Source organism: Mucilaginibacter sp. 22184, assembly GCF_052045695.1.
Classification (GTDB): Bacteria; Bacteroidota; Bacteroidia; order Sphingobacteriales; family Sphingobacteriaceae; genus Mucilaginibacter.
Genome location: NZ_JBQEPI010000001.1, coordinates 1,015,280 through 1,028,696 on the forward strand (window position 1 = coordinate 1,015,280; position 13,417 = coordinate 1,028,696).

Below are 13,417 nucleotides of genomic sequence, written 5' to 3' on the forward strand. Positions count from 1 at the left end.
AACACCTTATTTTCCGCACTTTCAAAAGCGTATGAATAAATATTTATTATCATTAACTGCCGCAGCATTTGTTTGGACAGCAAACGCGCAGCAATCCCCCTCCTTAACAGATAAAGATTATGCCCACGCCGAAAATTTCCTGGGCTATAATACCGAGCAATTGGTTGATCATGGCAGGGTAATGCCTAACTGGCTGCCGGGCGATAAATTCTGGTACCGGATATTAACATCACAGGGCAGCGAATTTATTTTGGTTGACCCCGCCAAAAAAACACGCGGACAAGCCTTTGATCACCAGAAACTGGCCGCAGCTATATCAACAGCTACCGGTAAAACTTATGAAGCCAGCAAGCTACCGTTCCGCACCTTCAGTTTTTCTGATGATCTGAAGTCTATTTCTTTTAGTGCCGATGGTAAATCATGGAAATGCGATTTGCAAAGCTATCAGTGCACACCAGATAATGCGATGGTTGGCCAAAGTAAAGCACATACCCGTAGAAGGGGAGGTGATGACGAGGTTGCTTCGCCGGATGGCAGTCAGGTAGCCTACATCAAAGATTACAACCTTTGGGTGCGTAATATAAAAACCGGGAAAGAAACGCAACTCACAACGGATGGGGTAAAAGATTTTGGATACGCTACCGATAATGCCGGCTGGAAATCATCAGATGGGCCCATTGTACGCTGGTCGCCCGATTCTAAGAAGATAGCCACCTTTAAACAGGATCAGCGTAATGTGGGCGATATGTACCTGGTGACTACCAATGTTGGTCACCCGACACTAAAGGCATGGAAGTACCCGCTTCCTGGCGATAAGGAAATCGCGATGATAAGCCGGGTGATCATTAATGTAGATGAGCCCAAAGTGATCAACATACAAGTTGCTCCAGATCCGCACCGCGCCACCCTGAGCGATGATATTGCCAGCAGCGGTACTTTTGATGATGTGGACTGGACGGCCGACGCCTCCAAACTGGCTTTTGTATCCACTTCGCGCGATCACAAACAGGAAAAATTCCGTATTGCCGATGCAGCTACAGGTGCCGTAAAGGAGGTTTTTGAAGAAACCGTGGCTACACAGTATGAATCGGGGCAGGGTACTATCAACTGGAAATACCTGGCCAAAACCAACGAGATCATCTGGTTTTCGGAACGCGACAACTGGGGGCATCTGTATTTATATGACGCGCTTACAGGCAAAGTTAAAAACCAGATCACCAAAGGCGATTGGGCCGTAACCGAAATACTGAAAGTGGACGAAAAGAACCGCCAGATCTATTTCCTGGCCGATGGCCGCGAACCGGGCAATCCATATTATACGCACCTGTACAAAGTTGGATTTAATGGCAAGGCACTTACGCTTTTGAGCCCGGGTGATGGCACTCACCAGATCAGTTTGTCGCCAGATGAAAACTATTTTATCGATAGCTATTCTAAATTCGATGTACCACCGGTAACCGTGCTGCGCGATCTGAATGGCAAATTGATCAGCAATTTGGAGAAAACAGACATCAGCAGACTGTTGGCTTCGGGCTGGAAAGCGCCTATCCCGGTAACGGTTAAAGCGCATGATGGGCAAACCGATATTTACGGGGTGATGTTTGTACCAACCCATATGGATCCTAACAAAAAATATCCCATCATTAACAATATTTATCCTGGCCCACAGGGTGGAAGTGTAGGCAACTGGGGATTCGCATCAGCCCATGGCGATTGCCAGGCGTTGGCCGAGCTGGGTTTTGTGGTAGTTAAAATAGAAGGTACCAGCAACCCGCTGCGTTCCAAAAGCTATCATGATATGAACTACGGCCACATGTCTGAAAATACACTGCCAGACCAGGTTACGGCTATGCAGCAGTTGGCTCAAAAATATCCTTACATCGATATCAATAAAGCAGGTATCTGGGGGCATTCAGGTGGTGGTTTCGCGACTGCCGCGGCTATGTTCCGCTTTCCGGATTTCTTTAAAGTGGGTATATCCGAGTCGGGTAACCATGAAAATCGCAACTATGAGGATGACTGGGGCGAACGCTACATCGGTTTGTTAACTACACAGGCAGATGGTACATCCAATTACGAAGCGCAAGCCAACCAGAACTATGCTAAAAATCTGAAAGGTAAACTTATGCTTGCCCATGGTTTAATGGATGATAATGTGCCGCCATACAATACCCTGCTGGTTATTGAAGCTTTAGAAAAAGCCAACAAAGACTATGACCTGGTGGTATTCCCGAACAATGCTCATGGTTATGGACAGAATTCGTACTATATGATGCGCCGCCGCTGGGATTACTTTGTAAAAAACCTGGCAGGTGCCGAAACACCTAAAGAATACGTATTAAAAACAAAAGCCGATCCGCGTAACAGCGCGCAATAAGCATCGAAGATATAAAACAAAAAGGCGGATCAATTGATCCGCCTTTTTGTTTTATAAAAAATGCAGCAAAAATTTGCGTCGTCATTTGGCGTTACATATATTTGTCGTTATTTGACGACAAGATGATATTAAGACGAGACATTTTCCAGGCCATAGCCGATCCTACCAGAAGGGCCATCCTGGCACTTTTGGCTTCACAAACCATTACCGCAGGTGCCATAGCCGATAATTTTGATGGCGCCCGATCTACCATATCCAAGCATATCCAGATACTGACAGAATGCGGCCTTGTAGAGTCAAACCAGCAGGGGCGGGAGATCTATTACCAGATCAAAATGGATAAGATGACGGAGATTGATGTTTGGCTTGATCAGATACGCGTGATATGGGAGGCTCGCTTTGATAACCTTGAAAATTATATAGCAAAAATTCAAAAAGACAGAAATTATGGCAAAGACAGAAAACCGCGAGATGCGGATAACCAGAACCTTTAAAGCCCCGGTTGAGTTGCTATGGGAAGTTTGGACCGACCCCGCGCATATTATAAACTGGTGGGGGCCAAACGGATTCACCACCACCATCCACAAAATGGATTTTAAGGAAGAGGGTGAATGGAACCTGACGCTGCATGCACCCAATGGTACCAACTATCCAAACAAGAGCATTTACAAAGAAATTGTCCTCTTGAAGAAAATCGTGTTTGAGCATTTCAATCCGCATTTTTTTACTACCGTTCTTTTTGAATCCAAAGGCGATGAAACTCAAGTTGATTGGACAATGGTATTCGATAACGCGGAAATACTTGAAACGGTTGTCAAAGTTCACAAAGTCGATGAAGGATTAAAACAAAACGTTGAGAAACTGGGAGAATATCTCTTAGGATTGCTTAGCAAATCCGAAGACTAAAACTTCTATAAAAAACTTGTCATTTCGAACGAGGTACGAGGAGAAGTCTTATATAACCTGCAATGCTCACGCTTGTATGGAGCAGAAAAATTTTCGCTACGCTCAAGAGATAGTTTCTCCTCGTACCTCGTTCGAAATGACATTGGGTTAAAAAAACAAAAGGCAAAAGACGAAGCCCTACGCTTCGTCTTTTGTATTCCGTATCAAACTGATCCCCGTAAAGAAAAATAGTACGGCTATAATTCCTACAACAACCAATGTGGTGGTTTGGCTGCTATGATTAATAACTCCCAGTCCGGTATAAATTAAGCCAATGATACCGAGTACGGTTAATACGGCTCCAAAAGTTCGTTTTAGGTTCATGTTGTCTGGTGCTGTTTTATAAAGCATTTTTATAAAAACAAATAACACACCAATAATTTGTACTACATTTATTTATCTAAATATTATCAACCATGGGACCAGGACAAATCAGTTTTTTTATTATTGCGTTCATTGTTTTAATTATCATATTTACCTCTTTTGTGTCTGTAAAACAGGGCACTATAGTGGTAATTACCGTATTTGGTAAATATCGGCGCATACTTACGCCGGGCCTGAATTTTAAATTGCCTTTCATCGAAAACGTATACTCCAAAATATCTATCCAGAATCGTTCGGTGGAGCTGGAGTTCCAGGCCGTAACGTATGATCAGGCTAATGTTTATTTCAAGGCCATGCTGCTGTATTCGGTGCTTGACCAGCAGGAAGAAACCATTAAAAACGTAGCCTTTAAGTTTGTTGATGAGCGTAACCTCATGCAGGCGCTTATCCGTACGGTTGAGGGTTCTATCCGCGCCTTTGTAGCTACCAAACGCCAGAGCGAAGTACTGATATTGCGCCGCGATATTGTAGAACACGTAAAAGAACAGCTTGATCAGATACTGGAAAGCTGGGGCTATCACCTGCAGGATCTGCAACTGAACGATATTACCTTTGATGATGTGATCATGAAATCAATGAGCCAGGTAGTGGCTTCCAACAACCTGAAAGCCGCTGCCGAAAACGAAGGCCAGGCCTTGTTGATCACCAAAACAAAAGCCGCTGAGGCCGAAGGTAACGCCATCAAGATTTCGGCACAGGCCGAGCGTGAAGCGGCTCAATTGCGTGGCCAGGGTATTGCCCTGTTCCGTGAGGAAGTGGCCCGTGGTATGACCGTTGCCGCTAAAGAAATGGCCGAGGCCAATATGGATACTTCGGTGATCATGTTTACCATGTGGACAGAGTCCATCAAGCATTTTGCCGAAAATTCACAGGGCAACGTGATCTTCCTGGATGGATCAACCGATCAGATGCAGCACACCTTAAAAGAAATGATGAGTTTAAACCTTTTGCATAATGACGCCGTCAAAGGTGTCAAAAAGTAAAAGTTTTAACCTGCATATTTCATGAATGTAAGATGGCTGAAGGGGGCGTTAATATTAGCCCTGTTTTTAATAACGATCACGGGAGCAAAGGCTCAGCAGTTTCATCAACTAACCATAAACGATTTTGGCGGCACGCCGCGCGCAAACGCGCGTGGCGTTGTTGCTTATACCAATTGTACCATTGATTTTAAGTACCAGGCCAGCCGGGTAAACGGAGGTTACATGCTCAATGCCTTTGTAAAGCTGGTGCTGAATACCGAAAGATCGTGGCTTGACCGAAGCCGCGTGACATCCAATCAGGTACTGTCCGAAGTATTGAAACACGAGCAGGGCCACTATACCATCGCCTACCTGGAACAGCAGGAATTACTGCGCGAAATTGGCAAAACCCGCTTCAGTCGCAATTACCAATACGAGGCCATGAACCTGTTCAACCGTATCGATAACAAATACAAACAAATGAATACCGATTACGATGAGGACACCGAACACATGACCAACCGCGTGCAGCAGCACAGCTGGGATGTATATTTTCAAAAGCAGTTGCAGTTTAGGCCGGTAGAGGATAGGGAAGGGCGGTAAACACAATATATAAAAGCGCAATGACGCGTTTTTACAGCAACGGTCGGACTAAGTTAACTCTTTATTTAGCTATTCATTTTAGCAAAGGCTCTCCGTATCTTTGTCCTGCATGTCAAACGAATCCACCCTGATCATCCGGAAAATTATCCATATTGATATGGATGCTTTTTACGCGTCTGTGGAGCAGCGCGATTTTCCCGAGTACCGGGGCAAGGCGCTGGTGGTGGGCGGTTCGCCGCAAGGCAGGGGTGGGGTAGTAGCTACGGCGAGTTATGAAGCGCGCAAGTTTGGTGTTCGCTCCGCCATGTCATCAAAAAGAGCCTTACAGCTTTGTCCGGATGCTATATTTGTACGCCCTCGTTTTGCCGCTTATGGCGAAGTATCACAAAAGATCAGGGAGATATTCAGCCGGTATACCGATTTGATCGAGCCACTATCGTTGGATGAGGCCTATCTGGATGTAACCAACGATAAGCTGAACATAGGTTCGGCCATTGAAATAGCCCAACAGATAAAACAAGCTATTAAAGACGAATTGCGGCTCACGGCATCGGCAGGTGTATCCATCAATAAATTTGTAGCCAAAATAGCATCGGATATCAATAAACCAGATGGACTAAAATTCATCGGCCCATCCAGTATCGAAGATTTTATGGAGCAGTTGCCCGTTGAAAAATTCTTTGGCGTGGGTAAGGTGACCGCCCAAAAAATGAAGCAAATGGGGCTGCATACAGGTGCCGACCTCAAAAGACTAACTGAAGATGAACTGGTAAGGCATTTTGGTAAAACGGGCAGGTTTTACTACCAGATAGTACGGGGTGTGGATAACCGGGAGGTACAACCCCACCGCGAAACCAAATCGCTGGGGGCCGAAGATACTTTTGCCTATGACCTAACCACGCTCGAGGAAATGGATGCCGAGCTCGACAAAATAGCACAAACCGTTTATAACCGCCTGCTCAAATATGAGCTGAAAGGCCGCACCCTCACCCTCAAAGTAAAATACAGCGATTTTAAACAGATCACCCGCAACCAATCCTTCCCGGAGGCTTTTAATGATCTGGAAACCATCTGTAAAACAGCTAAACAAATTATGGCGGCTAATTATACCGAGGATGCCAAAGTGCGGCTGCTGGGTATATCCCTCTCCAACTTCGGCGATGTGGTAACCAAGCCTAAGCAGGAAAAAGAAGCCGGCCCGGGCGATCAGCTGGCCTTGGAATTTTAGCCCCTACCACCAATGTCATTATTTAAGCATACTCCGTAGGAGTAAAAGCTTTGTAGCAAACAAAACAGAAGCATTTAGCATGCCGTAGGTATGCAACCTGAGTACAGTACCTACAGCACTGAGTTTTAAGCATATCATTTTCTACAAAGCTTTAACCCCGCTGGGGTTACAAAATCCCCTAATTGAATGAGCTTGCCCACCGCAGTGGGGAATTAAAATCAACTTTTAATTAAATAATAGACCGTGTTAACAATTATTTAACAGAAAACACTTTCAAATAAAGTAAATTCTCATTACGTTTGAATTTTTTGTTGATGTAACTTCTATTAATTTTTTATCAAAAGTTAATGTTACGCGTCGACAGTACCAAACCATGCCAGATCATTTATGCCATTGCCCGGCATGAGTATTTGTCGTACGTTATTGAGCCACACATCGTTCAGCTTAATCCCAACGGCGAATTTTCACTAACCCATCAGCGTTTATTTTCTAATACAGCCAAGGAATTTATCCATTGCCTGGACGATACCGATATCAAGCTGATTAAGATATTGGAGGAGATGGAGCAGGGCAACGTGATTAAACGGTACTATAAAAAGCCGATCCGTCCTTTTGAATTTTTCTCCAAGATATTTAACGAACAGCTTTTTGATACCATCCGCCCCAAAATGGAAAAGCGTATGGCCGAAGCATTGGCTTTGCTCTGCAGTAAACCCGTATACCAGATGAGCAAAGAGGGATACCCTGCCGAGCGTAAGCTTCAGATAGCCACCGAAGCCGCGTCGGTATTGTTCCATTTCAGGCGTAATGAGGAGGAGATCAGGTATTTCCCCACCATTAAATACCAGGGCATGCGTATTGAATTCATGTTCAAAAATGCCGAGATCATTTGTAACCACCCAGCCTGGATGTTGTTGGACGATACCCTTTATTATTTTGATAAAGAGATAGAAGGTAAAAAGCTACAGCCATTCCTGAATAAACGATATATCGCCATTCCACGGTCGTCAGAGCAATCATACTTTGAGAAATTTGTGGCTCCGCTGATTGAAAAGCATAATGTTTATGCTGAAGGATTTACCATCAACACCGAAAAATATGATGCGCAGGCCGCGCTGAAGCCTATTTATATTGAAGGAGGCACTTCGCAGCTGCAATTGTATTTTAAATACGCCGGCTATATTTTCCCTTACGGCGATGGCAGGCACGTATCGGTACGGATGGAGAAAAATGGCGACGATTATATATTCCACCGCATCAAACGTTCCATCACCTGGGAAAAGAACAAGATGCAGCAGTTGGAGCAGATGGGGCTGAAAACCGCATCGAGCCTGTTCCAAAACCTGGAGGTGGATAACCACGATGAAGATGCCGATCATTCGTTCTCGGTGTTTGAATGGCTTAACCAGCACCACGACGAGTTGATTGAGCAGGGCTTTGAGCTGGAGCAACCCGATGGCCAAAAACGTTATGTGTTTGGCAACAGCAAAATTGACCTGGAAGTAAAAGAAAATAACGACTGGTTTGATATTCATGCCATTGTATGGTTTGGGCCTTACAGCATACCATTCATCCAGCTCCGGAACCACATACTTAACCGTAAAAAGGAATTTACCCTGCCATCCGGCGAGATCGCAGTGATCCCCGAAAAATGGTTTTCGCAATATGGCAACCTGCTCCATTTTTCGGAAGGTAATAACGACTTGAAATTGCGCCGCCATCATATAGGCCTGGTGAATGATCTGGCCGAAGGTGAAATGGCTAATGTGACCATGACTCGCAAGCTGCAAAAACTAACCGACTTTGAAGAGCTGGAAGAGGAGGCTATGCCCGAGCATTTTGCAGGAAATTTAAGACCTTATCAAAAGGCCGGGTATAACTGGTTCCATTTTTTAAAGAACTATCATTTTGGCGGCTGCCTGGCCGATGATATGGGGCTTGGTAAAACCATACAAACCCTGGCCCTGCTGCAAAAACATAAAGAGGACACCGAGGCGGCGGGCAGCAAAGCTACCTCGCTGGTAATTATGCCCACCTCGCTCATCTATAACTGGCTTAACGAGGCTAAAAAATTCGCGCCACAGCTTAAACTGATGGTGCATACCGGCACCATGCGTTATCGCTCGGCCGATGTGTTTGCCAATTACGATGTAGTGATCACTACTTATGGTATCAGTCGGATTGATATTGGCATGTTCAAAGAGTACTTTTTTGATTATGTGATATTGGACGAAAGCCAGAATATCAAAAACCCGTCATCTAAATCATTTCAGGCGGTTAAGCAATTGAAATCGCGCTTTAAGCTGATATTGAGCGGAACCCCTGTGGAAAATTCTGTGAATGACCTGTGGACACAAATGTCGTTCATCAATCCGGGCTTGCTGGGTGGTCAGCAGTTTTTTCAGAATGAATTTGTAACGCCTATTGAAAAGAAAAAGGACGAAGATAAAGCCCGCAAACTACAAGCGCTCATAAAACCTTTTGTTTTACGCCGTACCAAGGAGCAGGTAGCTACCGAGCTGCCACCAAAAACCGAAAACCTTTTCTATTGCCAGATGAGCGAAGAGCAGGCATCGGTATACGAAAAAGTAAAATCAGAGTACCGTAACGAATTGTTGAAAAGCCTGGAGGATGGCACCTTCGCCAAAACCCAGATACAGGTGTTGCAGGGTCTTATTAAACTAAGGCAGATAGCCAATCACCCTATCATGATCGATAATGATTATGAGGGCGATAGCGGTAAGTTTGAGAATGTGACACATACCTTAACCAACGTATTGGATGGCGGCCATAAAGTGCTCATATTTTCGCAGTTTGTAAAACAGCTGAGCATTTACCGCGAACATTTTGAGCGCGAAGGGATTCCTTACGTATACCTGGATGGCAGCACCCAAAACCGCGGCGATGTGGTAAAACAATTCCAGGAAGACCAAAAAACACGCGTGTTCCTGATCTCGATAAAAGCGGGTGGGGTAGGTTTAAACCTTACCGAGGCCGACTATGTATTTATCCTCGACCCCTGGTGGAACCCGGCTGTAGAACAACAGGCTATTGACCGTACGCACCGCATCGGCCAAACCAAAAACGTGTTCATCTACAAGTTCATCACTAAAGATACCGTGGAAGAAAAGATCCTGGCCTTGCAGCAGCGCAAACTAAGCCTGAGTCGCGCGCTCATCACCACCGAAGAAAGTTTTATCAAATCGCTTACCGCTGATGATATCCGGGAGATATTGGGGTAGGGGATCAGATGTTCGGATTTCAAATGTGCAGATGGCCTAACCCATCACGTCATTGCCACGCTGCGCTCGCAATGACGCAATTATTATTTGATTAAAGTTGTGCTACAAATACTCCCTCAAAGCCTCTTCCAAAATCGCCACCAACTCCGGGGCATTAAACTGATAATTATCTTCAATATTCAGAACCAGTAAAGCTTTACCAGTCACGTCAAATCTCTGTTTTAACAGTTGCTGATGTTTGCGCTCCATCACAAATATCACATCTGCCCGGTCAATCATTTTCTGGTTTACCCGGATACGCGCTTTGTCGCTGGTTCCGGCTGAGTATGCCTGGTGCACGGGGTGGTTTTTAAATAAAAGCTTGGCCGTTGGGCTTCGCCATTGATTTTTACTGCAGATGAAAAGAAGGTTGGCCAAAGGTTGATCTAATATCAGTTTGCACTAAGTGCTGATGAAAATTTGAATATAATACCAATGATAAAGAAGACAATGGATAAGTAAAATATTCGTTTTCCTTGTTTTCGATCGTTTTCACTATAGCCGTATACACGTTCGCCATCGGGAAGCGTTTTTTTGAAGGATGACAAGTGCCAGCCAATAAAAATGCCTAATAGCCCACCTGCAATAGCGAATATATATCCTAAGATAATCCAGGTGGTTTGTGGTGCTTCGGGTTCCTTAAGCGCTTCTATCCTGCTTTTGTGAAGGTTAGATAGTTCCTGATCATTAATTTCAACCCCGCGTTCGGTTAGTATCTTACGGGCGAGCTGATAATCGAATGGGCTCCATTCGTCGGCTTTGGCCAAAACATCTATGAGCTCATCGTTACTGAAACCAAACAGGTAATGATCAGGATCTGCCTGATCAATATTGGAGCGTTCGTTATCATTAAGCAGCCGGTTTACCAGTTCAAAATCCACCGCACGTATTTTTACAGCGTAATCCTTGGATAATTCACTATTTACAAACGCCGGATCAAATGAAAATTTACCCTCTTCTACTTCATAAGGGATGCCATGTTGTTCCAGAACCCCGGTCAGATCTTCTGCCAACGCCGGATCATTAAAGTGTTTAAAGGTGATAAGTTCAGGTTGCATATAGATGGAGCTAAAGTATTATAGATCAAAGACCATTTTTGGGTACCCAGGCCTGGCTTTTGATGAGCCATTTATCGCCCACAATCCGCAGTACAAATGAAAAGGCGCCCTCTTCATCAAATGGGTCGCCGTTAATGGTGCCCGTATACTCAACGGGTACTACCAGGTAGGCTACTTCTTCGGTTTGTTGAAAAACCTTAATGCGCTTAACCTCAACCTTAAAATCTTTTATTTTAAACCCTTTTACCGCCTTTTGTACCGAGTTTATCCATTGTACACCTGCCAGGGGGCCAGCCCATGAAAAAGGCTGTTGCTCATCGCTTATTACTGCATTTGGCGTATAAAAATCAGATATCTTTTCGATATTAAAAGTATAGGAAGCTTTGAGTACCGTATTCACAATTTCCAGAACTTCGGGCTTTAATGTTTTTATAGTTTTTGCAGTATCTACGCTATTAATACCTGCAGCATAGCTTTTGTTCGCAATCGAAAAGGTTAAGAGCAAACCTGCACATGCTATAGTGAATATGTTTTTCATTTTCCGGGAGCTTTAATATCAACTGTACTATTTGCCATGGCTATTCATATAGTCCAAAGTTAAGTTACAAAGGGCTTTAACTCCTAATGTAAACCCGCTTTCATCAATAAAAAAATCGGGTGTGTGGTGTGATGGCGCCTTGAGTGGATCCTGGCCTTTGGGCATTCCACCTAAAAAGAAGAAAAGCCCGGGCACCTTTTCCTGGTAAAAGCTAAAATCCTCGGCCCCGGTAACAGGCGGGCGAAGTAGCACATTTTCGGCCCCGGCGGTATGCTGCAGGCTCGGCAACATTTTTTCCGTTAGCTTAGGGTCATTAAAAGTAACCGGGTAATGGTTGCTGTATGGGATCTTTACCTCGGCTGTAGCACCTTGAGCTTCGGCAGTTTTGGTGGCTATTTGTTTAACCCTTTCAATCAGCAGTTTTTCATCAGCGATGGTAAAAGAGCGTAAGGTACCTAACATCTCTACCCGCTCGGGAATAATGTTGGAGCGATTGCCAGCTTTGATGGCGCCTATGGTTACTACGGCGGGATTTTGCGTTACATCAATATTACGGCTTACGATAGTCTGCAGGTTGTTGATGATCTCGGCCGAAACAACTATCGGGTCAACGCTCGACCATGGATAGGCACCATGTGCCGATCGGCCTGTTACGATGATCTGCATATCATTAACACCGGCCATGGTGCCGCCAGGGCGATAGGTGATCTTGCCTACTTCGGTTTGGGAATTGATGTGCAAACCAAATATGGCATCAACCTTTGGGTTTTCGAGCACGCCTTCCTTCACCATTTCTTCTGCACCGCCTTTCTGGCCGGGTTCAACGCCCTCCTCCGCAGGTTGAAAAATGAATTTCACGGTACCATGCAGCTCATTTTTCATGGTTGAAAGCACCTGGGCCACCGCCATCAATATAGCCATGTGCGAATCGTGACCGCAGGCATGCATCACACCAACTTCCTGCCCGTTATAGGTTGTTTTTACTTTAGATGCAAAGGGCACAGGTGTACGTTCAATCACCGGTAAACCATCCATATCGGCCCGTAAAGCCACAACCGGCCCGGGTTTGTCTCCTTTTAAAAGTCCCACTACGCCAGTGGTAGCAATGCCGGTTTGTACCTGGATGCCTAAGGATTGGAGGTGTTTGGCAATAATACCCGATGTGCGTACCTCATGGTTCCCCAGCTCCGGGTGTTCATGAAAGTCACGTCGCCAGGCAATTATCTGGTTTTGTAAGGCATTGGCTTTGATGTTTATTGTGCCCGGTACATCTGTTTGCGCAAGCGCTTGCAGGCTGGTTAAGGATAGTAATAAGGTGTAAAGTTTTTTCATGCAGCATTATTTACTCTAAATATAAGTATAAACAACAAAAAGGCAGCATGTTAACACGCTGCCTTTTTTATGAATAATTGCCGTTGCTTATTTAAAGCTCAGGAGATCTATCGTAAAGATTAATACCGAGTTGGCCGGTATTGGGCCATTTGGATAAGGACCATAACCGTACCGGGATGGAATGAGCAGGATAATGCGGCCACCGGCTTTAATAAAGGGTACGCCGATGGTCCAGCCGGGAATAACTGTTGTCAGGCTGGTTTGAACATTATTTTCCGAATCAAAAGGATTGTCATTAAGCAGTTTGCCGGTAAAGTTAACGGTAACGGTTGATCCGCCTGAGGGGTTAGGTCCGGTTCCGGGCGTTACAATCTGATAGTATATGCCCGAGGTATCTTTAATAGCTGTAATATCGGTATGCGCAGCCAGGTACGTTTTTATGGCCGCATCATCGGTGGCTGCCTGTACCGCTGGGTCAACCACAACGGGTGGTTTCTGCTGCTCCGTTTTTAAGCAGGACGATAAGGTGATGATGGCCAGGCCTAAGAGTAAAAAATATCTTTTCATGTTTATATGTCGTTAATAGTAGTTTGAGCGCATCTAATATAAATTTAACCGTTGATTAAAGCGAAATCGTAATGAATAAAATACAATGTCAGGATATGGCTGAGGCCTAAATCCAGCTTTCAGATACAGCTTGATATAATAC

13 protein-coding genes are annotated in these 13,417 nt (G+C 44.8%); 7 read left to right on the forward strand and 6 right to left on the reverse strand.

Annotated features, from left to right (window positions below; all coding sequences use genetic code 11):
* The first annotated feature begins 31 nt into the window (after positions 1-31).
* The 3 genes from ACTJKG_RS04350 (at position 32) to ACTJKG_RS04360 (ending at position 3,283) form a co-directional block, all read left to right on the forward strand.
* Positions 32-2,377, forward strand: coding sequence for a DPP IV N-terminal domain-containing protein (locus tag ACTJKG_RS04350; protein WP_440738458.1), 2,346 nt, complete (start codon positions 32-34; stop codon positions 2,375-2,377).
* Positions 2,378-2,499: 122 nt separating this feature from the next.
* On the forward strand, positions 2,500-2,871 hold the full coding sequence (locus tag ACTJKG_RS04355) for an ArsR/SmtB family transcription factor (protein WP_172334064.1): 372 nt from the start codon (positions 2,500-2,502) through the stop codon (positions 2,869-2,871).
* On the forward strand, positions 2,825-3,283 hold the full coding sequence (locus ACTJKG_RS04360; RefSeq protein WP_440738459.1) for an SRPBCC domain-containing protein: 459 nt from the start codon (positions 2,825-2,827) through the stop codon (positions 3,281-3,283). Before ACTJKG_RS04355 ends, ACTJKG_RS04360 begins: the two co-directional genes overlap by 47 nt.
* A 177-nt stretch (positions 3,284-3,460) precedes the next feature.
* Here the strand turns inward: ACTJKG_RS04360 and ACTJKG_RS04365 are convergent, their stop codons facing one another.
* Entirely contained in the window at positions 3,461-3,646 is a 186-nt protein-coding gene (locus tag ACTJKG_RS04365) for a hypothetical protein (RefSeq protein WP_172334062.1), read from the reverse strand.
* Positions 3,647-3,738: 92 nt separating this feature from the next.
* On the opposite strand from ACTJKG_RS04365, the gene ACTJKG_RS04370 reads away from it, so the two are divergent.
* From ACTJKG_RS04370 to ACTJKG_RS04385, 4 genes are all read left to right on the forward strand, one after another.
* A complete protein-coding gene (locus ACTJKG_RS04370) occupies positions 3,739-4,689 on the forward strand; it encodes an SPFH domain-containing protein (RefSeq protein ID WP_172334061.1) in 951 nt (316 codons plus the stop codon).
* A gap of 21 nt (positions 4,690-4,710) precedes the next feature.
* Positions 4,711-5,271 (forward strand): DUF922 domain-containing protein, encoded by a 561-nt coding sequence (locus ACTJKG_RS04375; RefSeq protein WP_172334060.1) that lies wholly within the window; start codon positions 4,711-4,713, stop codon positions 5,269-5,271.
* Between the two features lie 109 nt (positions 5,272-5,380).
* Entirely contained in the window at positions 5,381-6,499 is a 1,119-nt protein-coding gene (dinB, locus tag ACTJKG_RS04380) for a DNA polymerase IV (RefSeq protein ID WP_172334059.1), read from the forward strand.
* Between the two features lie 347 nt (positions 6,500-6,846).
* Entirely contained in the window at positions 6,847-9,741 is a 2,895-nt protein-coding gene (locus tag ACTJKG_RS04385) for a DEAD/DEAH box helicase (RefSeq protein ID WP_172334058.1), read from the forward strand.
* 102 nt (positions 9,742-9,843) lie between these two features.
* Here ACTJKG_RS04385 and ACTJKG_RS04390 read toward each other — a convergent pair whose 3' ends face one another.
* The 5 genes from ACTJKG_RS04390 to ACTJKG_RS04410 all read right to left on the reverse strand — a co-directional run bounded on the left by ACTJKG_RS04390 (position 9,844) and on the right by ACTJKG_RS04410 (position 13,275).
* Positions 9,844-10,158, reverse strand: a complete 315-nt coding sequence (locus ACTJKG_RS04390) for a low molecular weight protein tyrosine phosphatase family protein (RefSeq protein ID WP_440738460.1) — start codon at positions 10,156-10,158, stop codon at positions 9,844-9,846.
* Between the two features lie 14 nt (positions 10,159-10,172).
* Positions 10,173-10,838 (reverse strand): hypothetical protein, encoded by a 666-nt coding sequence (locus ACTJKG_RS04395; protein WP_172334056.1) that lies wholly within the window; start codon positions 10,836-10,838, stop codon positions 10,173-10,175.
* 25 nt (positions 10,839-10,863) lie between these two features.
* A complete protein-coding gene (locus ACTJKG_RS04400; RefSeq protein WP_172334055.1) occupies positions 10,864-11,376 on the reverse strand; it encodes a nuclear transport factor 2 family protein in 513 nt (170 codons plus the stop codon).
* 27 nt (positions 11,377-11,403) lie between these two features.
* A complete protein-coding gene (locus ACTJKG_RS04405) occupies positions 11,404-12,708 on the reverse strand; it encodes an amidohydrolase (protein ID WP_440738461.1) in 1,305 nt (434 codons plus the stop codon).
* 87 nt (positions 12,709-12,795) lie between these two features.
* Complete coding sequence (locus tag ACTJKG_RS04410) at positions 12,796-13,275, reverse strand: FKBP-type peptidyl-prolyl cis-trans isomerase (protein WP_172334053.1); 480 nt, start codon at positions 13,273-13,275, stop codon at positions 12,796-12,798.
* Between the last annotated feature and the right edge of the window lie 142 nt (positions 13,276-13,417).

What these genes read in the sequence shown, in the direction of transcription:
- ACTJKG_RS04355 (WP_172334064.1), top strand. Translation starts at nt 2,500, where the DNA reads ATGATATTAAGACGAGACATTTTCCAGGCCATAGCCGATCCTACCAGA.
- ACTJKG_RS04375 (WP_172334060.1), top strand. Translation starts at nt 4,711, where the DNA reads ATGAATGTAAGATGGCTGAAGGGGGCGTTAATATTAGCCCTGTTTTTA.
- ACTJKG_RS04400 (WP_172334055.1), bottom strand. Translation starts at nt 11,376, where the DNA reads ATGAAAAACATATTCACTATAGCATGTGCAGGTTTGCTCTTAACCTTT.
- ACTJKG_RS04370 (WP_172334061.1), top strand. Translation starts at nt 3,739, where the DNA reads ATGGGACCAGGACAAATCAGTTTTTTTATTATTGCGTTCATTGTTTTA.
- ACTJKG_RS04395 (WP_172334056.1), bottom strand. Translation starts at nt 10,838, where the DNA reads ATGCAACCTGAACTTATCACCTTTAAACACTTTAATGATCCGGCGTTG.
- ACTJKG_RS04410 (WP_172334053.1), bottom strand. Translation starts at nt 13,275, where the DNA reads ATGAAAAGATATTTTTTACTCTTAGGCCTGGCCATCATCACCTTATCG.
- ACTJKG_RS04405 (WP_440738461.1), bottom strand. Translation starts at nt 12,708, where the DNA reads ATGAAAAAACTTTACACCTTATTACTATCCTTAACCAGCCTGCAAGCG.
- ACTJKG_RS04385 (WP_172334058.1), top strand. Translation starts at nt 6,847, where the DNA reads ATGTTACGCGTCGACAGTACCAAACCATGCCAGATCATTTATGCCATT.
- ACTJKG_RS04365 (WP_172334062.1), bottom strand. Translation starts at nt 3,646, where the DNA reads ATGAACCTAAAACGAACTTTTGGAGCCGTATTAACCGTACTCGGTATC.
- ACTJKG_RS04350 (WP_440738458.1), top strand. Translation starts at nt 32, where the DNA reads ATGAATAAATATTTATTATCATTAACTGCCGCAGCATTTGTTTGGACA.
- dinB (WP_172334059.1), top strand. Translation starts at nt 5,381, where the DNA reads ATGTCAAACGAATCCACCCTGATCATCCGGAAAATTATCCATATTGAT.
- ACTJKG_RS04360 (WP_440738459.1), top strand. Translation starts at nt 2,825, where the DNA reads ATGGCAAAGACAGAAAACCGCGAGATGCGGATAACCAGAACCTTTAAA.